The organism is Paenimyroides baculatum, from assembly GCF_008629655.1.
Classification (GTDB): domain Bacteria; phylum Bacteroidota; class Bacteroidia; order Flavobacteriales; family Flavobacteriaceae; genus Flavobacterium; species Flavobacterium baculatum.
Map to the genome: position 1 here is coordinate 300,003 of NZ_VWSG01000001.1, position 24,668 is coordinate 324,670.

Consider the following 24,668-nt stretch of genomic DNA (forward strand, 5'->3'; position numbering starts at 1 on the left):
ACCCTAATTAAAACGGAAAGCAGCACAATTGTGCTGCTTTTTTAATTTTTTAGCTTTACTACAAAAGCATCGGGATATTTGCCTGCAATTTTTTTCAACAGATGTTCTGCTTCAATTTTATTCTTGTAATTGCCTACAACCAATTTAAATTTAGGGTTAGCATAAATAATGGTAGCATCGATATCAGGATTTTGCGTTGTAAAATCTTTATACATGCTTTCAACATCTTCTTTTAAACCGTTTTTAAGCTGTACCGAATAATTTGTGTAAAGTGAAAACTGATTGTTCTGGCTCATTTTTCGTTCCAATAACAGATCAATGGTTTTTTGTTCGCTGTTTTCAATAACATTAATTTGTGCGTTGACATTTTGCCCTGCAACAAATGTTAAAATAAATATAATAAAAACTTTATAAGTTCTTAAATTCTTCATAATGAGTAAATTTTACTACAAAATTAAAAAATTATCGTCAAAATAGAATTTAAGAATTTATTTAGAATTGTTATAAATTAAGTTTTGCCTTTTATTAGGTTTTAATTACTGCGTGTTATGTTGTATTTTTGTCAAAGTTTATAAATAAGGTAACGCAAATACTATAGTAAAATATAGGAAAACCGGTGCCAAAATTAGTTGATAATCATTTTTTTAACTATGAAAAAAGTGGGTAACCATACTTCGTTTTCAAGGATTCTTTTCTTGTGTTTAACATTTGTGTTAACATTTTCTACAGGATCTTTTGCTCAAGATGTTGCAAAAGGTAAAGAGTTATTTAATGCAAACTGTGCAGCTTGTCACAAGCTGGATGCTAATTCAACAGGACCTTCTTTAAGAGGTGTTATTGATCGCCATTCAACCGATTGGTTGCATAAATGGATTAAAGACAGTTCAGGTTTAATCAAATCTGGCGATGCAGCAGCTGTTAAGATTTTTAACGAGTGGAACAAGGTTCCAATGAACTCGTTTCCTAATTTATCTGATGAAGATATCGATAACATCATCGCTTATACATCAGAACCAAAACCAGAAGTGAAAGCTCCAGCGCCAGGAACTGCTCAAGCGGGTGGTGGTGCATCAAGCGGTGTTTCTGAAATGGTTGTTTTAGGCGGTTTAATCGTTGTTCTTGCAATGTTGGTAGTAATGCTGGTATTGGTAAGAAGAGTGTTAAACAAAGTTGCCGATAGAAACAACTTAACGGTAAACGAAACTAAATCGTTGCCAATTTGGAAAGCTTTTGTAAAAAACCAGTTCTTGGTAATTACTTCAGTAATCTTGTTAATGTTAACAGGTGCATACTTTGCTTTCGGGTTTATGATGCAGGTTGGTGTTGATCAAAATTACGAGCCTATCCAGCCAATTCACTTCTCGCACAAAATTCACGCAGGTGAAAACGGTATCGACTGTAAATATTGTCACTCTTCGGCACGTACGTCTAAAACATCGGGAATTCCTTCTTTGAATGTTTGTATGAACTGTCACAAGAATATTACAGAGTTTACAGGAAGTGCAGATTCTACTTATGTAGATTACAGTAAAGAATTCTATACTGCAGAAATTCAAAAGATTTATGACGCAGTAGGATGGGATCCGGCAAAACAGGCATACACAGGTAAAGAGAAACCAGTTAAATGGGTACGTATTCACAATCTTCCAGATTTTGTTTACTTTAACCACTCACAACACGTTTCTGTTGCAGGTTTAGAATGTCAAACTTGTCACGGTCCTGTTGAATCTATGGAAATTATGAGACAACATTCGCCATTAACAATGGGTTGGTGTATTGAATGTCACCGTGAAACGGAAGTAAACGTTAAGGATAACGAGTACTACGCTAAAATTCACGAAGAATTATCTAAAAAGTATGGTGTTGAGAAATTAACAGCAGCACAGTTAGGTGGTTTAGAGTGTGGTAAATGTCACTATTAATAATAATTTAAGAAGCTAATATATATACAATGGCATCAAACAAAAAATACTGGAAAAGTGTTGAGGAACTTAACGAGAACAGTTCTATTGTTGAGACGCTAAGAAACAATGAGTTTGTTGAAGAGATTCCAACCGAGGATTTTCTTGGAGACAAAAATGCGTTGTCGTCTTCATCAACATCTCGTAGAGACTTTTTGAAATACGTTGGATTTTCTACAGCTGCAGCTTCTTTAGCAGCGTGTGAAGGACCAGTTAAAAAGTCTATTCCTTATGTATTTCAACCAGAGGAAATTATTCCTGGTGTTGCTGATTTTTACGCAACTACTGTTGCAGATGGATTTGATTTCGTAAACGTGTTAATTAAAACACGTGAAGGCCGTCCTATTAAAGTAGAAAATAACTTTATGGAAAGCGCATTAACAGGTGCAAACGCACGTGTACACGCTTCTGTATTGTCTTTATATGACAGTTTACGCTTAAAGCAACCAAAAATTGAAGGCAAAGCTGCTTCTTGGTCTGATGTTGATCAGAAAATAAAAGCAAGTTTAACAGCTGCGACAGGTCAGATTGTTTTATTAACAAACACTATGGCATCGCCGTCTACAGATAAGTTAATAGCAGAATTCAAAGCTGCTTATCCAACAGCGAAGCATATCGTACACGATGCGGTAGGATCTGATGCTGCTTTAGATGCTTATCAGCAGGCTTACGGTGAACGAGCAATGGCTGATTACAATTTTGGAAAAGCTGATGTAATTGTTTCTGTTGGTGCAGATTTCTTAGGAGACTGGCAAGGTGGCGGATACGATAGCGAATATGCTAAAGGCCGCGTTCCTAAAAACGGAAAAATGTCTAAACACATTCAGATCGAGGCAAACATGTCTTTATCTGGTGCAAATGCAGACAAACGTATTCCGTTAACTGTTGCAGATCAAAAATTAGCTTTAGTTAAGATATACAATATTGTTACAGGTAATGCTGTAGCAGTTACAAATACTGCTGCCGATGCAGAAGTTACAAAAGCGGCACAACAATTAAAAGCTGCAGGTTCTGCGGGTGTGTTGGTTTCAGGTTTAGACGATGTAAATGCACAGTTATTAGTTTTTGCTATTAACCAGGCATTAGGTTCGGTTGCTTTTAACCCTGCACAAGCTAAATATGTACGCGGTGGTAACAATAAAGAAGTTACCCAGTTGGTAAAAGACATGAATGCAGGTTTGGTTCATACATTAATTATGAACAATGTAAACCCGGTTTATACATTATCAAACGGAGCTGCTTTTGCTGAAGGATTGAAAAAAGTGAAGCTTTCTGCTGCTTTTTCATTACGTGAAGACGAAACAGTATCTTTAACTACAATCGCTGCTGCAGCACCTCATTATTTAGAATCATGGGGCGATGTTCAAATGCGCAAAGGACATTATTCTATTACGCAGCCAACAATTCGTCCGTTATTCAATACAAAACAATTCCAAGAAGGTTTATTAACTTGGTTAGGTAAAACAGAATCTTTCTACGATTATTTAAAAACAGCTGGTGCTGGTTTAACTAACGGGAAAACTTGGAACCAAATGGTTCATGACGGTTTTTCTGCTGTAGAAGTTACAGGTTCGGCTGCTGCGTCTGCTGATTTTGGTGGAGCTGCATCTGCTTTAGCTGCAACTAAAAAAGCTGCTGGTTTAGAGTTGGTATTGTACTCAAAAACAGGAATGGGAGATGGTCAACAGGCAAACAACCCTTGGTTACAAGAGTTTCCTGATCCTATCACACGTGTTTCTTGGGATAACTATTTAACAGTTTCTAAAGCTGATGCGGAAGCATTAGGTATTAAAAACTACAATGTTGCAAACGGTGGTTTAAACGGATCTTACGTTACTTTAAAAGTAGGTGATACTGTTTTAGAGGATGTTCCTGCATTTATCCAACCAGGTCAGGCAAAAGGTACTTTAGGTTTAGCGTTTGGTTACGGACGTAAATCTGCCTTAAAAGAAGAAATGCAAGTAGGTGTTAATGCTTACAAATTATACAAAGATTTTAATAATACACAAAACGTATCTGTTGAAGTAGGTACAGGTGATCATGAGTTTGCTTGTGTTCAGTTGCAAAGAACTTTAATGGGTCGTGGAGATATTGTTAAGGATACTACATTAGAGATCTTTAATACAAAAGATGTTAAAGAGTGGAATGTTAAACCACATGTATCTTTAGATCACCAGTCGGTTGAAGCATCAACAGTTGATATCTGGGAAGAGTTTGATCGTTCGGCAGGACATCATTTCAACTTGTCTATCGATTTGAATTCTTGTACAGGTTGTGGAGCATGTGTTATTGCATGTCACGCAGAAAACAACGTTCCTGTTGTTGGTAAAGCCGAAGTAAGAAGATCACGCGATATGCACTGGTTACGTATCGATAGATATTATTCTTCTGAAGATACTTTTGCAGAAGATGTAACTACAAAGAATGCTGCTAAAGGTTTAATGGAAAACATCAGTACATTTAACGGTTTAGAGCATCCAGCAGACAATCCACAGGTAGTTTTCCAACCGGTAATGTGTCAGCACTGTAACCACGCACCTTGTGAAACGGTTTGTCCGGTTGCTGCAACATCTCACGGTCGTCAAGGTCAAAACCATATGGCGTATAACCGTTGTGTTGGTACACGTTACTGTGCAAACAACTGTCCGTACAAAGTACGTCGTTTCAACTGGTTCTTATACAGCCAAAACGATGCGTTTGATTACCACATGAACGATGATTTAGGACGTATGGTATTAAACCCAGATGTTAATGTACGTTCTCGTGGAGTTATGGAAAAATGTTCATTATGTATTCAAATGACACAAGCGAGCATCTTAAAAGCGAAGAGAGAAGGTAGAGCAATAAGCGGAGATGAGTTTGAAGTAGCTTGTTCTGCAGCATGTACATCAGGATCAATGGTTTTTGGAGATGTTAACGATAAAGAGTCTGAAGTTGCTACATTGTTTGAAGATGACAGAAGATATCATTTGTTAGAGCATATCGGTACTAAACCAAATGTGTTCTACCATGTTAAAGTTAGAAACGTATAAGTTAGTATTAATTAGAAACATTATAATAAAGGATTATGTCGTCACATTACGAAGCACCCATTAGAAAACCTTTAGTTATTGGTGATAAATCATATCACGATATAACGGTAGATGTTGCTAGACCTGTAGAAACACGTGCGAATAAACAATGGTGGACTGTTTTCACTATTGCTTTAATTGCATTCCTTTGGGGAGCTGGTTGTATGGTTTATACAATTGGTACAGGTATTGGTACATGGGGATTAAATAAAACTGTAGGATGGGCTTGGGATATTACCAACTTTGTTTGGTGGGTAGGTATCGGTCACGCAGGTACACTTATCTCGGCTGTATTATTATTATTCCGTCAGAAATGGAGAATGGCTATTAACCGTTCTGCAGAAGCAATGACCATTTTCTCTGTAGTTCAGGCAGGTTTGTTCCCAATTATTCACATGGGTCGTCCATGGTTGGCTTACTGGGTATTACCAATGCCAAACCAGTTCGGGTCGTTATGGGTTAACTTTAACTCACCGTTATTATGGGACGTATTTGCGATCTCTACGTATTTATCTGTATCATTGGTTTTCTGGTGGACAGGTTTATTACCAGATTTCGCCATGTTACGTGATAGAGCGGTAACACCTTTTTCAAAAAGAATTTATTCTACTTTATCATTCGGATGGTCTGGTCGTGCAAAAGACTGGCAACGTTTTGAAGAAGTATCTTTAGTATTGGCAGGTTTAGCGACGCCATTAGTACTTTCGGTACACACCATTGTATCTTTTGACTTTGCTACGTCGGTAATTCCAGGTTGGCATACAACCATTTTACCACCTTACTTCGTTGCGGGTGCGATCTTCTCTGGGTTTGCCATGGTAAACACGCTTTTGATCATTATGCGTAAAGTTGTAAGTTTAGAAGATTATATTACCATTCAGCATATCGAATTAATGAACATCATTGTAATGATTACAGGTTCGGTTGTTGGTATTGCATATATCACAGAGTTATGGGTAGCTTGGTATTCGGGAGTAGAGTATGAACAATACGCTTTCTTAAACCGTGCAACAGGTCCTTACTGGTGGTCATACTGGTTAATGATGACGTGTAACGTAATTTCTCCGCAGGTAATGTGGTTTAAAAAGATACGTACATCAATTTTAGGATCGTTCATTATATCAATTATCGTAAACATCGGTATGTGGTTTGAGCGTTTCGTGATCATCGTAACATCATTACACCGTGATTATTTACCATCGTCTTGGACAATGTTCCAACCAACATTTGTAGATGCAGGTATTTATATCGGAACAATAGGGTTCTTCTTTGTATTATTCTTATTATACTCTAGAACATTCCCTGTAATTGCACAAGCAGAGGTTAAAACAATTTTAAAATCTTCTGGTGAGAATTACAAGAAAAAGAGAGAGAACGAAAACCATTCACATAATCATTAATAAATTATGAGTACAAAAGTTTTACACGTATTATACAATGATGATGATGTTTTAATGGATGCAGTAAAAACAACCAGAGCTGCACATCATCATATCGAAGAGGTTTTTACACCTTTTCCTGTACACGGTTTAGATAAAGCAATGGGATTAAAACCAACGCGATTAGCAATTTGTGCATTTATCTATGGTTTATGTGGTTTGTCTTTCGCAACCTTCATGATGAATTACATTATGATTCAAGATTGGCCACAGGATATTGGTGGAAAACCAAGTTTCAGTTACATTCAAAATATGCCATCATTTGTGCCTATTATGTTTGAATTAACCGTTTTCTTTGCAGCCCATTTAATGGTTATTACTTTCTTTTTAAGAAGTAGATTATGGCCGTTTAAAAAAGCAGAAAACCCTGATGTAAGAACAACCGATGATCATTTTTTAATGGAAGTTGCTTTACACGGTAGCGAAGAAGAAGCTTTAGAGTTCTTTAGAAACACCGGTGCAGTAGAAGTTAAAGTAATCGATAAACATTAGTAGTAAAAATGAAGAGTTTATATAAAATAGTTGCGTTGGCAGCAGTTTCAACTTTAGCTACATCTTGTTTTAATAAGGAAAAACCTAATTATCAGTTATTTCCTAATATGTACGAGTCTGTAGCCTACGAAACATATTCTGAATCAAGCGCATTTAAAAACGGAAAAGAGGGTCAGGTGCCTGCACAGGGATCAGTACCTCGCGGATTTACACCTGAAGAGTATCCAAATACACCGGCAGGTTTAGCTGCGGCAAGACTAAATTCAAAATCTCCTTTAGATTCAATTACTTCAGGCGATTTAGATAAAGCAAAGCAGTTATACACTATTTACTGTGCAATTTGCCACGGTGATGCAGGAGACGGAAAAGGTAATTTAGTTAAGAGAGAAAAATTCCTGGGAGTACCAAGTTATGCTGAACGTGAGTTGACAGAAGGTGGTATTTACCACGTTGTAACGTACGGATTGAACGCAATGGGATCACATAAGAACCAGTTAACACAAACCGAAAGATGGATGGTAGCTGCTTATGTGTTAAAATTGAAATCGGAATTATAATTGTAAAACTTATTTGAAAGTTTAGATATGTACACATTTTCAGGCAAATTAAAAACCTTTTCTATTATTTTAATGGCTTTGGGGATCATCGGGATAGCTTATGGCTTTCTTACGGCACCTAAAACAGTTGAAGAGGTTGAAGCAATTTTAAGCGAGCAACATCATGGTGGTCATGGTTCGCACGATGCTCATGCAGCACCTGCACATGGCGAAGCTACTGCTCATGGAGCAAATACAGCTAGTCACGATGCACATGCAGCAAATCATGAGGAACACACTGCAACTGTAACTGCTGTTATTAATGATAGTACTGCTCACGCTGCAGATTCAACGGAAACACACATTGCACATGTAACAGAAGTGACTCCGGCACATGCTGAAGCGAATGCACACGTTGCAAAAGCAGATACGCATGATGCGCACGCAGAACACACAAAACATTTAGAGCACGTATTACACCAGTTACAAAACAAACCTTGGGCTGCTGTTTACGTTGGGTGTATCTTTTTCATGCTTATTTCTTTAGGTATTTTTACATTCAATCAAATACAATATGCTGCATCAGCAGGTTGGTCACCGGTATTATTCCGTGTAATGGAAGGCTTATCAGCTTACTTGTTACCAGGTTCTGTATTGTTTTTCTTACTATTATTGGCTAGTTCGGCACATTTGAACCATTTATTTATTTGGATGGATGCTGATGTTGTAGCAAACGATCCGCTTATCGCAGGAAAAACAGGTTTCTTAAACATACCGTTCTTTTTAATCCGTGCTGTATTGTTTTTAGGAGGATGGAATTTATTTAGAATTTTATCTCGTAGAAATTCATTGGCATTAGATGAAACAGGCGATTTAACGTACTTCAAAAAGAACTTTAAATTGGCAGCAGGTTACTTGGTGTTTTTCATCATAACAGAATCTATCATGTCATGGGATTGGATCATGTCAATCGATACACACTGGTATTCAACATTGTTCGGTTGGTATGTATTTGCATCATTCTTTGTAACAGCGGTAACTATTATTGCGTTGGCAACATTATATCTTAAAAACAAAGGATTGTTAGAATTTGTAAACACATCACACATTCACGATTTAGCTAAATTCATGTTCGGTTTATCTATCTTCTGGACGTACTTATGGTTCTCTCAATTCATGTTAATGTGGTATGCAAACATTCCTGAAGAGGTAACGTACTTCATTTTCAGAATAGAAGAATACAACTTGCCTTTCTTTGGTATGCTGGCGTTAAACTTTTTATTACCTATATTATTATTAATTAATACAGACTTTAAACGATTATCTTGGATTATCGTTATGGCAGGTGCATGTATTATTGCAGGTCACTATTTAGACTTCTTTAATATGATTATGCCTGGAACTGTTGGTGCATCTTGGTTTATTGGTGCTGCCGAAATAGGATCTGTATTGTTCTTTGGCGGATTGTTTATCTTTGTCGGATTCTCGGCAATTGCTAAAGCTCCGTTATTGGTTAAGAATAATCCAATGGTAGAAGAAAGTAAACATTTTCATTATTAATATTTAAAGTAATAAACAAATGACGAGTTTATTAATATTAGTTATTGTAGCTTTATTAGGAATTGCAGTTTGGCAATTAACTAAGATTTTCGACTTAACTCAGAGCAAACAACACGTTGGCGAAGATTACAAGACACAGGTTGCTACACATAAAGACAATAATATCAACGGATATTTAATGTTCGGATTCCTGGCATTCATCTACATTTTCACAATTTATAGCTGTGTTAAATGGGGTTATATGCCGTTGTTAAGCAATTCTGCTTCTGAACATGGTAAAGATGTTGACCAGCTAATGTGGATTACTTTATTAGTTGTCTTCTTTGTTCAATTCTTAACGCAGTTTTTATTACACTACTTTGCATTTGCATACCGTGGTAATAAAGACAGAAAAGCAGAATTCTTTGCTGATAATGATAAGTTAGAGTTTATCTGGACAATTATTCCGGTAATTGTTTTAGCAGGATTGATCTTATACGGATTATACGCTTGGAACAACATTATGCATTACGACGAGGAAGAAGAAGTGATTTACGTAGAAGTTTACGCAAAACAGTTCAACTGGGATTTCCGTTATGCAGGTGACGATAACGTATTAGGTAAAGCAAACGTTCGTTTTATTGAAGGAATCAACGTTGTTGGTGCCGATATGGCAGATCCAAATGCACAAGACGATGTTGTAACAAAAGAATTACACTTGCCAGTTGGTAAAAAAGTAGTGTTGAAAATGCGTTCTCAAGACGTTTTACACTCTGCTTATTTCCCACACTTCCGTGCACAAATGAATACTGTTCCTGGTATGGTTACGCAGTTTGCAATGACACCAACGGTTACTACTACAGAAATGAGAGACCGTGAAGAAATTGTAGACCGTGTAAACAAAATCAACGAAGCACGCAACAAACACAGCAAAAAGCTGGTTGAAAAAGGTGAGCCTGGTTTAGAGCCATATACGTTTGACTATATTTTATTGTGTAACAAAATATGTGGTCGTTCACACTATAACATGCAAGCAAAAGTTATAGTTGAAACAGAAAACGAGTTTAAAAAATGGATAGGTCAACAACCTAAATTAGGAAAACAAGTAGCTGAAGAAAAAGCTGCTGCTGCAGCTCCGAAAGTTGAAGCACAGCCGGTTCAAACTCCAGTAGCAGAACCACAAATTGTAGTTGATACTACAGCAGTAGTTGCTCAAGTAATTAAATAATTTGTTTACCAATATAAAATTATTAGTATGTCAGCAGTAGTAGGACACGAATTAACACACGATCACTCACACGATGATCACCACCATAAAGAAACTTTTGTAACAAAGTACATCTTTAGTCAGGATCATAAAATGATTGCCAAACAATTCCTTGTAACAGGTATTATTATGGGAATCATTGGTATTGCAATGTCATTATTATTCCGTATCCAAATCGCTTGGCCAGAAGAATCATTCAAAGTATTCTCTTGGTTATTAGGAGACGATTTCGCTCCGGGTGGTGTAATGCGTAACGATATTTATTTAGCTTTAGTTACCATTCACGGAACCATCATGGTATTCTTTGTATTAACTGCAGGTTTATCAGGTACGTTCTCTAACTTATTAATTCCATTACAGATCGGAGCGCGCGATATGGCTTCAGGATTCATGAATATGTTATCATATTGGATCTTCTTTATTGCTTGTATCGTAATGATTTCTTCATTGTTCGTAGAGTCTGGACCGGCTTCGGCAGGTTGGACTATCTATCCTCCGTTATCGGCAGTTCCTGAAGCAATTCCAGGTTCTGGTACAGGTATGACGTTGTGGTTGGTTTCTATGGCATTGTTCATTGCACAATCGTTAATGGGGTCATTAAACTATGTGGTAACGGTGTTAAACATGCGTACAAAAGGTATGTCTATGACACGTTTGCCGTTAACAATATGGGCTTTATGGGTAACTGCAATTATTGGTATTGTATCGTTCCCTGTATTATTATCGGCTGCATTATTGTTAATTATGGATAGAAGCTTTGGTACGTCTTTCTTCTTGTCTGATATTTATTTAGCAGGAGAGGTGTTACATTATCAAGGTGGATCTCCGGTATTATTTGAACACTTGTTCTGGTTCTTAGGTCACCCTGAGGTATATATCGTAATTTTACCAGCAATGGGTATTACGTCAGAAGTAATTTCGGCAAACGCTCGTAAACCTATCTTTGGTTACCGTGCCATGATTACATCTATCTTAGCAATTGCATTTTTATCTACAATTGTTTGGGGTCACCACATGTTCGTATCAGGTATGAACCCGTTCTTAGGTTCGGTATTTACCTTTACAACATTGTTAATTGCAATTCCATCGGCAGTAAAAGCGTTCAACTACATTACTACATTATGGAAAGGTAATTTACAAATGAACCCTTCTATGTTATTCTGTATTGGTTTCGTATCAACGTTCATTACAGGTGGTGTAACAGGTATTATATTAGGAGATTCAACGTTGGATATCAACGTACACGATACGTATTTCGTTATTGCACACTTTCACTTAGTAATGGGTATATCTGCTCTTTACGGAATGTTCGCTGGTATTTACCACTGGTTCCCTAAAATGTACGGACGTATGATGAATAAGAACTTAGGTTATATTCACTTCTGGGTAACGGTAGTTTGTGCTTACGGAGTTTTCTTCCCAATGCACTTTATTGGTATGGCTGGTTTACCACGTCGTTACTACACCAACTCAGCGTTCCCAATGTTCGACGATATGGTAGATGTGAATATCTTAATTACCATGTTTGCATTAGTAGGAGCAGCGTTCCAATTGGTATTCTTGTTTAACTTCTTCTATAGTATTTTCTATGGTAAGAAAGCGCCAAGAAACCCATGGAGAGCTACAACTTTAGAATGGACTACACCGGTAGAGCACATGCACGGTAACTGGCCGGGGGCAATTCCAGAAGTATACCGTTGGCCTTATGATTATTCTAAGCCTGGTTACGAAGAAGATTTTGTTCCGCAGACTGTGCCTTTAAGAGATGGCGAAAAAGATGGTGGACATCTTTAATATATATAAAACTCCCGCAATTTGTGGGAGTTTTTTTATGGATGTTATTTTGCTAAATAGGCTTATATTTATAGTTGAATTTTTTTAAATTTAAATGAAGACACTCTCATGAAATTAAAAGTTGGTTTTATATATATGTTTGTATGTATCTTTTCTGGTGTGGTTTATCCACAAGAAATGAATAATAATTTACTGTTTATACGAGTAGATAAGATCAATGATCTTACTATTGATAAATATCAAACAAAATTTTTCGTTATTGAAGTTGATTCGATAAATATCCCATTGAAAGATAGTGGAATGATGCCTGTATTAATAGATGATTTTGCTGACGTTCAACTTGAAGATTGTAAACGAGGCAAATCTTTTAATATTAATGATGTGTATACGACAGATACATTTAATGCTGTAAGCAATTACGGAGGGGATAATCTGGAAAGAATAATAGATAATCTAAAAGAAATGAATTATTTATCATCAATTAAGATTAAAGATTTATCTTATTCCAAGAACATAAAAATATATTATACTATAATAAAAAGTGAATATTGCATTGGGAATTTGACTGATAAGAGTGATAGAGACTATTATAATAATAAAAAGATCGTAATAATGAGCAGTCCAATTACTATAGATAATAAATATAAAATCCCTAAATCAGATCTTTTTGAAGTTTATAAAGCTATAAATTATAATTATTTCATGGTAGATTAAGTAAAATCTGTATCAGAGAAATCCCGTGACGCGGATTTGTAATCCGTGAATTTAAAAATCATGCTGGCGCGAGCATCTTGCTCGTGCTCATAAAAAGATTAATATGAAACAAATTGCAATTATAGGTGCAGGAATTGGCGGACTAACTGCTGCTTTAGCTTTTAAACAAAAAGGTTTTAATGTTACAGTGTACGAAAGTGCTACTGAGATTAAACCGGTTGGTGCCGGAATCGGAATAGCGAACAATGCCATGCAGATTTTTAAAAAGTTGGGTATTCACGAAAAGATTGAAAACGCAGGCGTAAAGGTTTCTTCAATGAATATTACTGATCATAAGTTGCGATCACTTTCGGTTATGGATCTTAAAGAGTTTGAAGTTAAATACGGCGTTTGTAATGTTTCTATTCACCGTGCAGTTTTACAAAATATCTTGGCAGAAGAAATCGGTTTTAAAAATATAAAATTATCAAAACGACTTTTAAAGATTGAACAAAGCGAAAACGTCAAATTGTTTTTTGAAGATGGCTCAATTGAAACTGCCGATATTGTTATTGCTGCCGATGGTATTAAGTCTTTTGTGCGAAATCAGTTGTTTGATCCATCACAAATACGCGATACAAAGCAGATATGTTGGCGAGGTGTTTCAAAAGTATTGTTGCCTAAAGATTACAACAATAAAGCTGTAGAAGCTTGGGGTAAAGGAAAACGCTTTGGTTTTGTTCAAATTAATAGTCAAGACATCTATTGGTATGCCGTTGTAAACGAATCTTTAATCAATCAGCATGATAATGACTTGGAGGATTTATTTTCAGATTTTAGTAACGATGTACTAAATATTATTGAAAGTACGTCTAATGGTACTGTTATTAAAAACGGAATCATAGATTTAAAACCTATTCATAAATGGTATAATAAAAACGTATGCTTATTGGGGGATGCAGCACATGCTACTACTCCAAATTTAGGTCAGGGAGCTTGTCAGGCAATTGAAGATGCCTATTTGCTTGCCAAACTTTATCAGGAAGATAAGCCAATAGAAACTGTTTTTAAAGAGTATCAAAAGCTACGAATCAAGAAAGCACATGAAATTGTAAAATCAAGCTGGAGAATTGGTAAAATAGCTCATCTCGAAAATAGTTTTATTATTTATGTTAGAAATTTATTAATGCGTTGTATTCCAAAATCAGCTAACAACAAACAGTTAGAAAGTATTTTTAAAGTGGGTTATTTAAGGAATTAGTAGTAAAGTTATTATAGATACACCGTAAAAGTAAGGTAATGTATCATAAGTGTTGATAGAATTTATAACCCCACGCTGGCGCGAGCATCTTGCTCGTGCTATAATAAATGGCAGCTATATTTTTATTAAAGAAATCTTTAAACTTTTTATTGGTAATCATTTTATCAATTAGTTTAAAAATGGTGTGTTTTTTGCACCTTGCGTACGCATTTAAAAAGATTGAACCGTAAAACCATCTGCTTTAGTAAAAGAGAAGTTATGCTCAAGGCTGTTTTAAATATTTATTTTTCCTAGATTTTCAACAATCAGTGAATTTGTAGCTAAGACTTATAAGTACAAAAAAAGCAGGCGTTATGCAAGTCATGTTCGGGCTTTCTTTAAATCTTTAGCTCTGTAAGTACATTACCTTTATGAAGGATTTCTTTTCTTTATGTACTTGGTACCGAATGTGGTTTATCTTATATGGACCATCCCTATGGACCGAAGTGAGAAGGTTATTTTAAATTTTTGCTAAATGTTTACAATGTGAATAGTCTAAATCAACAGCCGATTAAGATATTTATGAAAAACATACATTTTTACCATATATCGGTTACATAACTAATAATTACTCAAAAACGAATAACCGAAAGATTTTCTAAAATAGCAGCTAGGGGGATGCTCCGTAGATAAAGCATGGTTAAGGCTACCCTAGTGTATGAAACATATTTTCGGTAAAATGGATAAAAAGCAAAAAATTCGACTACCTCTTTATGAAATAGTAGAATTTATTACTTTTTGTGGGATATTAAGTTAATTGAGTAATTCTTATTTTTTTAACAATTGTTCTAAGTAAAGTGTCTTGTCTTTTTCTGCTTGTAAAAGACGTTCGTATAATTTCTTGTTCTCATCATACGCTTCTACTAGTTTGTCTAAAGGATTGAAAGTTGGATTGTACAAATTCTTCACAGCAGAAGAATCATTTTGAAAAGTATTATGAGAAATTATATTAATCATTCGTTCGTCCGAATATTCTTTTATTGCGTTCGCTGGCACGTCTAAAGCTTTAGCAATCTCGTTTAGCTTGGCATCGTCTAATTCTTCTGTATTTTCAATTACCGACATTTTTTGCTGGCTGATACCCAGAAGCTCCGCAAGTGTTTCTTGTTTCATTCCTTTCATTTCGCGTATACGGCTAATGTTACGTCCTAAATGTTTTTTTTGAGTCGTCTCCATAAGTCCTCTGTATTTTGATAAATTCAAATATACTCATTTTTTTTAATAACAAAAGGCATATCTAAAATGTATGCTCCTTAGGAAACGCAAAAAAGTGAAGAGTATCGTGAAGTTAAAAGAACCAAGAATTCCACAGTTGATTATGAATATCAACAGATGTATTTTTTTATTACTCAGTGCAAAAAAACATGCATGGCTATTTAAATAAAATTGTCCGATTGCGTAATTTATGGAGCAGGTTATTTTGTTTACACTTGCCGAAGTTGGAGTCACGCTAGAGTTATTATATTTACAAGTCTTTTGTGCTCTTAAAACTGGAAATGATTTTTATTCGACATAATAAAAAAAGAAGCCAACTTAATGGCTTCTTACTTAATTAAATTACACTTATTATTGTTTGTTGTTTATTTTAAAATCCAAGCCCAACAGCCATTGCTGTTATATTATTTTGAAAACTTGATACTAAAGTAGCTTGCCCGGTCATTAAATTAATACTGTAAACTCCTTTTGCACCGTTCACTGTAAACAACCCGAAAGCACTGTTACTTGTTCCTCCAATATCAAATCCGTTATCTGCTTCAATATTTATTCCTAAAGCCCCAACAGAAACTAAAACGCCGTCATTTGGTGGGGTTTGGGTGTATAACATATTGGTTTCAGAATCAACTACATATAATAATGTTGATGTTGCAGACGCTGCACTATTTGTGTACGCGGCTCCTGTAATATTGGGAGATCCGGGATTTAGATTTCCGTCTGTTGCTGCAACAGTTCCTAAATCTGGGTGTAACCTTAAATTTTGACCATTGTTACTAACTAATCTTATACGGTCAACAGTTGGATTGAAATCAAAACCAAATGTGGTTCCTGATAAAGCAGGAGTCAGAGTAGCACCAATCGCGGTTGTTTGACCGTTAGATGTATTAATAGTAAGTAACCTGCTTTTATTAGTTATGGCATATAGCATTCCTTTTGCAGGACGAAAATCTAAACCAACAATCATTTCATTGCTTTCAAGACCTAAAAGATCAGCTTGAGAAGACGAACCGTTAATTGGATTAAATCGAATAAGCTTGTTATCAGATGTGGTAGCAAATGCAACTGGGTTTGTTTTAAATGCCAAACTTATAACAGGTTCGGCAAACATTCCAACCATACTTGCTTTTCCTGAAGTCAGGTTAATAGTATATAGTGTTGATTTATCATTATTGCGGGTTACAGCTAAAGCCGCAGAATTATCGGGATTAATATCGAAATCACCTACACCGTTAAAATCTACTGTTAAATTACCGACAAATTGTAAACCACCATCATTAGGCGGAGTTTGAATGTAAAGTTTATCTTCTTCAAAATCAATATCGTACAATTGTGTTGAAGCAGCTCCTGCCACACTGTTTGTATAGGCAACAGCACCAATTCTTGGAGAATTTCCACCGTTTATTGATCCGTCAGTAGCCGCTACCGTACCAAGCTCCGGGTGTAATCTTAAATTTTGTCCCGATTCGGTTACTAATCTGATTCTGTCAACAGTTGGATTAAAATCAATAGAAGCATTTGCACCCGAAACAGCAGGATTTAATGGTTGGTCACTTAAAGCAGTTGCTAAGCCAGAAACTTCATGAATAAAGTACAACCTGCCGGTGCTGCCTAAACCGTATAATTGACCGGTTGCCGGACGATAATCGATACTCGTAATTGTTTCGCCAGACTGCATACCAGTTATTGAAACCGTACTTATAGGATTGTTAAGATTTTTAGCATTATAAAATGCCAGTTTGTTATTGTTTGTTAAAGCAGTAAAATTAACATCAGGAGCTTGAACCGGATTGCCAATTTGGTCGATCGGTAAAATATCATCGTTACAGCCAACAAAAGCCAAACATAAAACAGATGTTTTTAAGATTCTTTGAATTGTTTTCTTTTTCATAACTTTCAATTTAGAATTTTAAATTATATACGAAGCAATTACTGTTTTGGATTTAGAAATTAAAAGAAAATATAATATTTTGTACAATTTATTGACTTTTGTAAACAAGGTTTCCGGCATAGTGTCTCAAAGTTTTAAAAAGGATCAAATGAAAGTGCTGTAATTTAGGGAGATATGTAATTTTTCTATTTATGTTAGAAATTTATTAATGCGTTGTATTCCAAATTCAGCAAACAACAAACAGTTACGAAGTATTTTTAATGTGGATTATTTTAGATGCATCAAATGAATAAAAAAATCCTTTTACCTCTTCCTCAAAACCACCAATTTTTCTTCTATTGTAACGATATCAAATCCAAAATGCTCGGCTATATATTCAAAAGTTTTAAAGGTGTAGATGAAAACATGTGTTTGATCTTTACGATAATACCAGTTTTTAAAATCGGTTTGGTTGTTGTATAAATGAGTTTTCACAATTAAAAGTCCGCCTTGTTTAAGAATGCTGTACAGTTTAGTTATTTCCTCTAAAGGATTATAAAAATGTTCAAACACCTCGCAACTAAAAATATAATCGTAGGTATTGTTTAAGTACGAAGTATCCGGATAAAAATACGGATCGTACAAATCAACGCGATATCCTTTTTCTATAAGCTGTTTGCTAATCACCGGACCTTTACCACAACCATAATCTAACCCAAGCATTTCGTTAGAACAGTATTCTAAAACAGTATCTGTAACAGGCGCGGTGAAATTCTTGTAACCTACATCGTTTACATCATTGTTGTGTTGCTCGTAATGATTTTTCTCATTTGCTTTATCAAAATACAAATCATCACGTTTTAAATAAGCGTTACATTTAGAGCAGATGTAATAATCAACATCAGCATTTTCGGTCAAAAAAGTAGAGCAAAGCGTACAGTTCATTTTGATAATTTTAATAGTGATTTTGACTAAAGATACAACGGGTTAATTTGTAATATCATTTTTTACAATCACAAAACAGAAAATTTTTTCTTGTGTAAAAATAGTATATTTGCACTATGAACGAACATTTAAATCCAACCAACGAAAATTATTCGAACGAAGAAATCGATGTAGAAAAAAAGCTGCGTCCGCTCTCGTTTGATGATTTTGCGGGTCAAGATCAGGTATTAGAAAATTTAAAGGTGTTTGTAAAAGCTGCCAATTTGCGTGGCGAAGCTCTAGATCACACGTTGTTTCACGGACCTCCGGGTTTGGGAAAAACAACTTTGTCTAATATTTTGGCGAACGAATTAAATGTAGGAATCAAGATTACATCGGGTCCGGTGTTGGATAAACCCGGAGATTTAGCCGGTTTGTTAACCAATCTGGAAGAACGTGATATTCTGTTTATCGATGAAATTCACAGGTTAAGTCCCGTTGTAGAAGAATATCTGTATTCGGCAATGGAAGATTTTAAGATCGATATAATGATCGAATCTGGTCCAAATGCACGTTCGGTTCAAATCAACCTGAATCCTTTTACGTTGGTTGGTGCAACCACACGTTCTGGTTTGTTAACCGCACCAATGCGTGCACGTTTCGGCATTCAAAGTCGTTTACAGTATTACAATATCGAATTATTATCAACCATCGTAGAGCGTAGTGCAACCATTTTAAAGGTTCCTATTGATATGGAAGCTGCCATTGAAATTGCAGGTCGAAGCCGTGGAACACCTCGTATAGCCAATGCGTTGTTGCGTAGAGTGCGTGATTTTGCGCAGATAAAAGGTAACGGAAGTATCGATATTGAAATTTCACGTTACGCCTTAAAAGCATTGAATGTTGATAAATACGGATTAGACGAAATGGATAACAAAATCCTTTCGACTATTATCGAAAAATTTAAAGGCGGTCCGGTAGGTTTATCAACGTTGGCGACAGCCGTTTCAGAAAATTCGGAAACCATTGAAGAAGTGTACGAACCATTTCTTATTCAGGAAGGATTTCTTTACCGTACACCGCGCGGACGTGAAGTTACCGAAAAAGCATACACCCATTTGGGCAAACAGAATTTAGGCAAGCAAGCAGGTTTGTTTAACGATCATGACTAACAAAGAAAAATATACACAGTTTATAAAAGATAAAGCCCGCGATTTGGGCTTTTCTTATTGTGGTATTTCCCAAGCTACTTTTTTAGAAGAAGAAGCGCCGCGTTTAGAAAGTTGGTTAAAAAACAACATGCACGGCGAAATGAAGTATATGGAAAATCATTTCGATAAGCGTTTAGATCCGCGTTTGCTGGTTCCCGGTGCAAAATCGGTTGTGTCTTTACTATTGAATTATTTTCCTTCCGAACAGCAAAATCAGGATTCTTATAAAATTTCAAAATACGCGTACGGCGAAGATTATCATTTTGTGATAAAAGACAAATTGAAAGATTTGCTTCATTTTATTAACGATGAGATAGGCGAGGTCGATGGTCGCGTTTTTGTCGATTCGGCTCCGGTGTTAGATAAAGCTTGGGCAGCAAAAAGCGGTTTGGGCTGGGTTGGTAAAAACAACAATTTAATCAGAAAAACTGAAGGATCGTTTTTTTTCGTGGCTGAATTAATCATTGATTTGGATTTGATGTACGATACCGCAACAACAAATCACTGTGGTTCGTGTACCGCTTGTATCGATGCTTGCCCCACACAGGCAATAGAATCACCTTATATTGTAAACGGTAGCAAATGTATTTCGTATTTGACAATTGAACTGAAAGATGCCATTCCCGATGAATTTTCCGGTAAGTTAGACGATTGGATGTACGGTTGCGATGTTTGTCAGGATGTTTGTCCGTGGAACCGTTTTACAAAACCAAATTCAGAACCGCTGTTTAAGCCAAAACCTACGTTGATTGATTACGACAAACAGCAATGGAACGACTTAACAAACGAATTGTTCAACGAAATTTTTAAAAAATCGGCGGTTAAACGTACTAAGTTTTCTGGTTTAACTCGGAATATAGCGTTTTTAAAGAAAGAAGATTTGTAATTTGTTATATAAAAAAGAAGAAACTGAAAAGTTTCTCCTTTTTGCGATATTGAGACAATACGATTTTAGCAGACATTCTTTATTATTTCTTTAAGTTTTTCAAATTCTGGATCATCAAGGATATCAAGTTCTTTGTTAGTTGCCAACAAAATAGACTCTCTACAAACATTTATTCGTCTTAATAAAGGCATAATTATTGAGTTTCCGTGCTGAACATATTTTTTTACTTCTAAGTAATTTGCAGGGATTTTATATCCTTCACGACTACTACCAATTAGTATTCCTTTATCTCGCAAATTACCTATCATATTCACAAATTGTTCTTTACTAATATTAGTTTCTCTATTTACGTTCAAATGATTTATAAATTCTTGTGCAGTTGTGTAATTTTTAAAATGATTTGATTCGTGATATCTTACAAGCAATTTTAAAAAATTAACAGAATCTTGTTTTTGTTGGTTATCTATAAGAATTGTATCTAAATAGTCAAAAATACTTCTTAAACTTAAATCAGTTATAGTTTGATTAAAATTATCATCAATTGTATATTCTTGAATTAAGTATGGTTTAGGAAATTGATTTATAGAAATTAATCTTTTAGAGATTATATTCATAAATGTTTCTGAGTATTCACTTTTTTTATGTTCATCAAAAATATAACCTAAAGTACCAGCTATTAAATCAGCAACTTGTACACCTAATTCATTATGACTTTTGTTAACTAAAAACTCTGAACCTTCAAATAATGTACTGATATGGTTTTGCTGAACATAATTTTTGAATTCAAGCATAAAGTCATTTCCGCCGTGTTCATCTACTTTAAGTTCTAATTTTGGGAAAGTTTTAAATAATTCCTTGTAAAGTATACCATTTAAATATTTATAAAAAGATTTTTTAAATTTGAAACCTTCTCCAAATAGTTTAGTTTTATCGACTACGACAGAATAAATATTAAATTTTAATTTAACAATATCTTTTAAGATAAGTTCTCTTCTTTTGTAATTACCTTTGATTTTGGAAGATTTAATTTCACCTGTTTGAAAATATTTTTTTCTAATATTTTCTATGTTTTCATAAAATTCAGGAAGATCTTCATAATTTACAATTATAGCAGCGATTATAAAATGGGTACTTTCAGTATTAAATCTAAATGAATTATTACCAAATTCATCCGCAAATGCTATAACTTGTTTCATACGTTTTCTAAAAATGTCTGCTTAAATATACATCCACGCAATATACTATTTAAATGTTAAAAAAAGTATGATTTGTTTTATATTGTAAATTTAAGTGTTGTAAGGTATTATAGTTTTATAATAAATGTCAGTATTATTTTATTTAAAATGAACAATTACAATGGAACTATTAAAATGTGTAAAAAATAATTAATAGCATTTGTAACAAACAACAAAATCTTGTGTAATGCTATTATTTATTCCATTTCTTCAAAAAAAGTAAGCAAAACTTTTTCGTTCTTAATTTTAAGCTTGTTATATTTGTTACTTATCAAAAAACGAAATCATGCACAAAGATTCAAAAAGAAGAGAAGCTTTATTATATCACGCAAAACCAAAACCCGGTAAAATTGCCGTAGTACCAACAAAACCTACAAGCACACAACGCGATTTGGCATTGGCTTATTCACCCGGAGTTGCTGAACCTTGTCTGGAAATCGAAAAAAATCCTGAAAACGCTTATAAATATACCGCTAAAGGAAACTTGGTGGCAGTTATTAGTAACGGAACCGCAGTTTTAGGTTTGGGCGATATTGGTGCATTGGCATCAAAACCGGTAATGGAAGGTAAAGGTTTGTTGTTTAAGATTTTTGCTGATATCGATGTTTTTGATATTGAGGTAGACACAAAGAATGTAGACGATTTTGTTAAGATCGTAAAGGCTTTGGAACCTACTTTTGGCGGAATTAACTTGGAAGACATCAAAGCTCCCGAGTGTTTTGAAATTGAACGCCGTTTAAAAGAAGAAATGAATATTCCTGTAATGCATGACGATCAGCACGGAACGGCAATTATTTCCGGTGCGGCATTAATCAACGCATGTGAGTTGCAGAAAAAAGAAATTAAAGACGTTAAAATTGTTGTGAACGGTGCCGGTGCCGCAGCAATTTCATGTACGCAAATGTATATTTCGGTAGGTGCAACAAAAGAAAACATCGTTATGCTAGACAGTAAAGGTGTTATTCGTGCCGATCGTGAAAATTTAGACCCTTCAAAAGCTGTTTGGGCAACCAACCGCGACATTCATACGTTGGAAGACGCCATGAAAGATGCCGATGTTTTCATTGGCTTGTCTGCAGCAAACGTACTTTCTGCCGATATGTTAAACACCATGGCTCCAGATCCTATTGTTTTGGCAATGGCAAATCCAAACCCTGAAATCGCATACGATTTGGCAATGGCTACTCGTAAAGATATCATTATGGGAACAGGTCGATCTGATTTTCCAAATCAGGTTAACAACGTTTTAGGTTTCCCTTTCATTTTCCGTGGCGCTTTGGATGTTCGTGCAACTAAAATTAACGAAGAAATGAAGCTGGCTGCCGTTTATGCATTGGCAAATCTGGCAAAAGAAACCGTACCAGAACAAGTAAATATAGCATACGGAGCAAAGAAATTAAGTTTCGGAAAAGATTATATCATTCCTAAACCTTTTGATCCGCGTTTAATGACTGAAATTCCGCCGGCAGTTGCAAAAGCAGCGATCGAATCGGGTGTGGCTACAGAACCTATCACCAATTGGGAAGCGTACCGCGATGAATTGTCAGACCGTATGGGATCAGACAATAAATTGGTTCGTATGTTAATGAACCGTGCGAAGTTAGATCCTAAAAAAGTGGTTTATACCGAAGCTGATCAGCTGAATGTATTAAAAGCGGCACAGATTGCTTACGAAGAAGGTATTGCTATTCCGATTTTATTAGGAAATAAAGAGATTATTTTAGAATTGAAAGAAGAAATTGGTTTTGATGCCGATGTGATGATCATTGACCCAAAAACCAATGAAGAATCAGAACGCAGAAACCGTTACGCTGAATTTTTCTGGAAATCAAGAGAACGCAGAGGTGTAACAATAATCGATGCTCAAAAATTAATGCGCGATCGTAGTTATTTTGCATCAATGATGGTGTTACAAGGTGAAGCTGATGCAATGCTTTCGGGCTATTCACGCAGTTATCCAACGTCACTAAAACCGGTATTAGATTTAATTCCGCGTGCAAACGGTGTATCAAAAGTAGCATCAACCAACTTAATGCTTACCAATCACGGACCTTTATTTTTGGCTGATACAGCGGTAAATCCAAACCCAACAGCAGAAGAAATTGCTAAAATTGCCTTAATGACAAGCCATGTGGTAAAAATGTTTGGTTTTGATCCGGCGGTTGCAATGGTATCGTTTGGTAATTTTGGATCTTCTAAAGACGAATCTCCGAAGAAAATGCGTAAAGCGGTAGAGTTTTTACACCAACAGTATCCTGAAATGATTGTTGACGGTGAAATTCAAATGGATTTTGCATTGAACAAACAAATGTTGAAAGAGAAGTTTCCGTTTTCAAAACTTGTAGGCAAGAAAGTTAACACGTTGGTTTTTGCTAATTTAGATGCTGCAAATACAACCTATAAAATGCTGAAAGAATTGAACGGCGCTACATCAATAGGTCCTATTCTATTAGGTTTAGATGCTCCTGTACACGTTTTTCAGTTAGGTGCAGGTGTTGAAGAAATGGTGAATATGACAGCCGTAGCGGTGATTGATGCGCAGGAAAAAATCGCCCGAAAAAAGAACATATAGTTTTATAAAATATACCAAAGCCTTTAAGCGTTAATTTATTAATAAAATTTTCTATTTTTGAAGAAAATATAAAGCATTAAAATGATTGCGTTTTTAAAAGGTAGATTGGTTGAAAAAACTCCCACAGATATTATAATAGATTGCAACGGAATTGGCTATCAGGTCCATATTTCGTTGCATTCTTATTCTTTAATCAAAGATGCTGAAGCAATTCAAATTCACACCTACCTTCAGATTAAGGAAGATGCACATATTTTATACGGCTTTATAGAAAAAACAGAACGCGAGCTTTTTAAGCTGCTAATTTCTGTTTCGGGGATCGGTGGTAATACAGCACGCAACATGCTTTCGTACGTTACGCCTAAAGATCTTATAAATGCAATTGCATCAAACGATTTAAAAACAATTCAGTCGATCAAAGGAATCGGACTAAAAACAGCACAACGCATTATATTAGATTTACAGGAAAAAGTGCTGAAATTGTACGGATTAGAAGATTTATCTGTACCTGTAAACAATACAAATGCAGAAGAAGCGTTATCTGCTTTAGAAGTTCTTGGTTTTGTACGAAAAGCTACCGAAAAAGTAGTCAAAAAAATCGTAGAGCAAAATCCGGAAGCTACTGTTGAGCAAATTATTAAATTGGCATTAAAAGGGTTGTAAGAT

19 protein-coding genes and 1 pseudogene are annotated in these 24,668 nt (G+C 35.3%); 15 read left to right on the plus strand and 5 right to left on the minus strand.

The window, feature by feature from the left end:
- Positions 1-41: 41 nt before the first annotated feature.
- A complete protein-coding gene (locus F0460_RS01535; protein WP_150009568.1) occupies positions 42-431 on the minus strand; it encodes an SPOR domain-containing protein in 390 nt (129 codons plus the stop codon).
- Positions 432-650: 219 nt separating this feature from the next.
- On the opposite strand from F0460_RS01535, the gene F0460_RS01540 reads away from it, so the two are divergent.
- The 11 genes and pseudogenes from F0460_RS01540 to F0460_RS01590 all read left to right on the plus strand — a co-directional run.
- Complete coding sequence (locus F0460_RS01540; RefSeq protein WP_150009570.1) at positions 651-1,922, plus strand: c-type cytochrome; 1,272 nt, start codon at positions 651-653, stop codon at positions 1,920-1,922.
- Between the two features lie 29 nt (positions 1,923-1,951).
- Entirely contained in the window at positions 1,952-4,993 is a 3,042-nt protein-coding gene (locus F0460_RS01545) for a TAT-variant-translocated molybdopterin oxidoreductase (protein WP_150009572.1), read from the plus strand.
- Between the two features lie 35 nt (positions 4,994-5,028).
- Positions 5,029-6,432 (plus strand): NrfD/PsrC family molybdoenzyme membrane anchor subunit, encoded by a 1,404-nt coding sequence (gene nrfD / locus F0460_RS01550; protein ID WP_150009574.1) that lies wholly within the window; start codon positions 5,029-5,031, stop codon positions 6,430-6,432.
- Positions 6,433-6,438: 6 nt separating this feature from the next.
- Entirely contained in the window at positions 6,439-6,963 is a 525-nt protein-coding gene (locus F0460_RS01555; RefSeq protein WP_150009576.1) for a DUF3341 domain-containing protein, read from the plus strand.
- An 8-nt stretch (positions 6,964-6,971) separates the two neighbouring features.
- Positions 6,972-7,520 carry a c-type cytochrome gene (locus F0460_RS01560; protein WP_150009578.1) on the plus strand — a complete coding sequence of 183 codons (549 nt, stop codon included), beginning with the start codon at positions 6,972-6,974 and terminating at the stop codon, positions 7,518-7,520.
- Between the two features lie 27 nt (positions 7,521-7,547).
- A complete protein-coding gene (locus F0460_RS01565) occupies positions 7,548-9,059 on the plus strand; it encodes a quinol:cytochrome C oxidoreductase (RefSeq protein WP_150009580.1) in 1,512 nt (503 codons plus the stop codon).
- Positions 9,060-9,078: 19 nt separating this feature from the next.
- Positions 9,079-10,266, plus strand: a complete 1,188-nt coding sequence (locus F0460_RS01570; RefSeq protein WP_150009582.1) for a cytochrome c oxidase subunit II — start codon at positions 9,079-9,081, stop codon at positions 10,264-10,266.
- A gap of 27 nt (positions 10,267-10,293) precedes the next feature.
- Positions 10,294-12,099 (plus strand): cytochrome c oxidase subunit I, encoded by a 1,806-nt coding sequence (locus F0460_RS01575; RefSeq protein WP_150009584.1) that lies wholly within the window; start codon positions 10,294-10,296, stop codon positions 12,097-12,099.
- A gap of 108 nt (positions 12,100-12,207) precedes the next feature.
- A complete protein-coding gene (locus tag F0460_RS01580) occupies positions 12,208-12,813 on the plus strand; it encodes a hypothetical protein (RefSeq protein ID WP_150009586.1) in 606 nt (201 codons plus the stop codon).
- Between the two features lie 103 nt (positions 12,814-12,916).
- A complete protein-coding gene (locus tag F0460_RS01585) occupies positions 12,917-14,053 on the plus strand; it encodes an FAD-dependent monooxygenase (protein ID WP_150009588.1) in 1,137 nt (378 codons plus the stop codon).
- Between the two features lie 195 nt (positions 14,054-14,248).
- Positions 14,249-14,347: pseudogene (locus F0460_RS01590) on the plus strand (IS1 family transposase); the annotation flags it as partial.
- A 513-nt stretch (positions 14,348-14,860) separates the two neighbouring features.
- On the opposite strand, the gene F0460_RS01595 reads toward F0460_RS01590, so the two are convergent.
- From F0460_RS01595 to F0460_RS01605, 3 genes are all read right to left on the minus strand, one after another.
- Positions 14,861-15,268, minus strand: coding sequence for a helix-turn-helix domain-containing protein (locus tag F0460_RS01595; protein WP_150009590.1), 408 nt, complete (start codon positions 15,266-15,268; stop codon positions 14,861-14,863).
- Between the two features lie 409 nt (positions 15,269-15,677).
- Positions 15,678-17,195, minus strand: coding sequence for a DUF4394 domain-containing protein (locus F0460_RS01600; protein ID WP_150009592.1), 1,518 nt, complete (start codon positions 17,193-17,195; stop codon positions 15,678-15,680).
- 303 nt (positions 17,196-17,498) lie between these two features.
- A complete protein-coding gene (locus F0460_RS01605; RefSeq protein ID WP_150009594.1) occupies positions 17,499-18,119 on the minus strand; it encodes a class I SAM-dependent methyltransferase in 621 nt (206 codons plus the stop codon).
- Between the two features lie 116 nt (positions 18,120-18,235).
- Between F0460_RS01605 and ruvB the strand changes: the two genes are divergently transcribed.
- Both ruvB and queG read left to right on the plus strand, forming a co-directional pair.
- The gene (gene ruvB / locus F0460_RS01610) at positions 18,236-19,270 is read left to right on the plus strand and encodes a Holliday junction branch migration DNA helicase RuvB (RefSeq protein WP_150009596.1); all 1,035 of its coding nucleotides are present in this window, start codon (positions 18,236-18,238) and stop codon (positions 19,268-19,270) included.
- The gene (gene queG / locus F0460_RS01615; protein ID WP_150009598.1) at positions 19,260-20,195 is read left to right on the plus strand and encodes a tRNA epoxyqueuosine(34) reductase QueG; all 936 of its coding nucleotides are present in this window, start codon (positions 19,260-19,262) and stop codon (positions 20,193-20,195) included. Before ruvB ends, queG begins: the two co-directional genes overlap by 11 nt.
- 65 nt (positions 20,196-20,260) lie before the next feature.
- On the opposite strand, the gene F0460_RS01620 is transcribed toward queG, so the two are convergent.
- Complete coding sequence (locus F0460_RS01620; RefSeq protein ID WP_150009600.1) at positions 20,261-21,391, minus strand: DUF3800 domain-containing protein; 1,131 nt, start codon at positions 21,389-21,391, stop codon at positions 20,261-20,263.
- 325 nt (positions 21,392-21,716) lie between these two features.
- On the opposite strand from F0460_RS01620, the gene F0460_RS01625 reads away from it, so the two are divergent.
- Both F0460_RS01625 and ruvA read left to right on the plus strand, forming a co-directional pair.
- Positions 21,717-24,002: an NADP-dependent malic enzyme gene (locus F0460_RS01625; RefSeq protein WP_150009602.1), complete on the plus strand. Its 2,286-nt coding sequence runs from the start codon at positions 21,717-21,719 to the stop codon at positions 24,000-24,002.
- An 81-nt stretch (positions 24,003-24,083) separates the two neighbouring features.
- On the plus strand, positions 24,084-24,665 hold the full coding sequence (ruvA, locus tag F0460_RS01630) for a Holliday junction branch migration protein RuvA (protein WP_150009604.1): 582 nt from the start codon (positions 24,084-24,086) through the stop codon (positions 24,663-24,665).
- Positions 24,666-24,668: the final 3 nt, after the last annotated feature.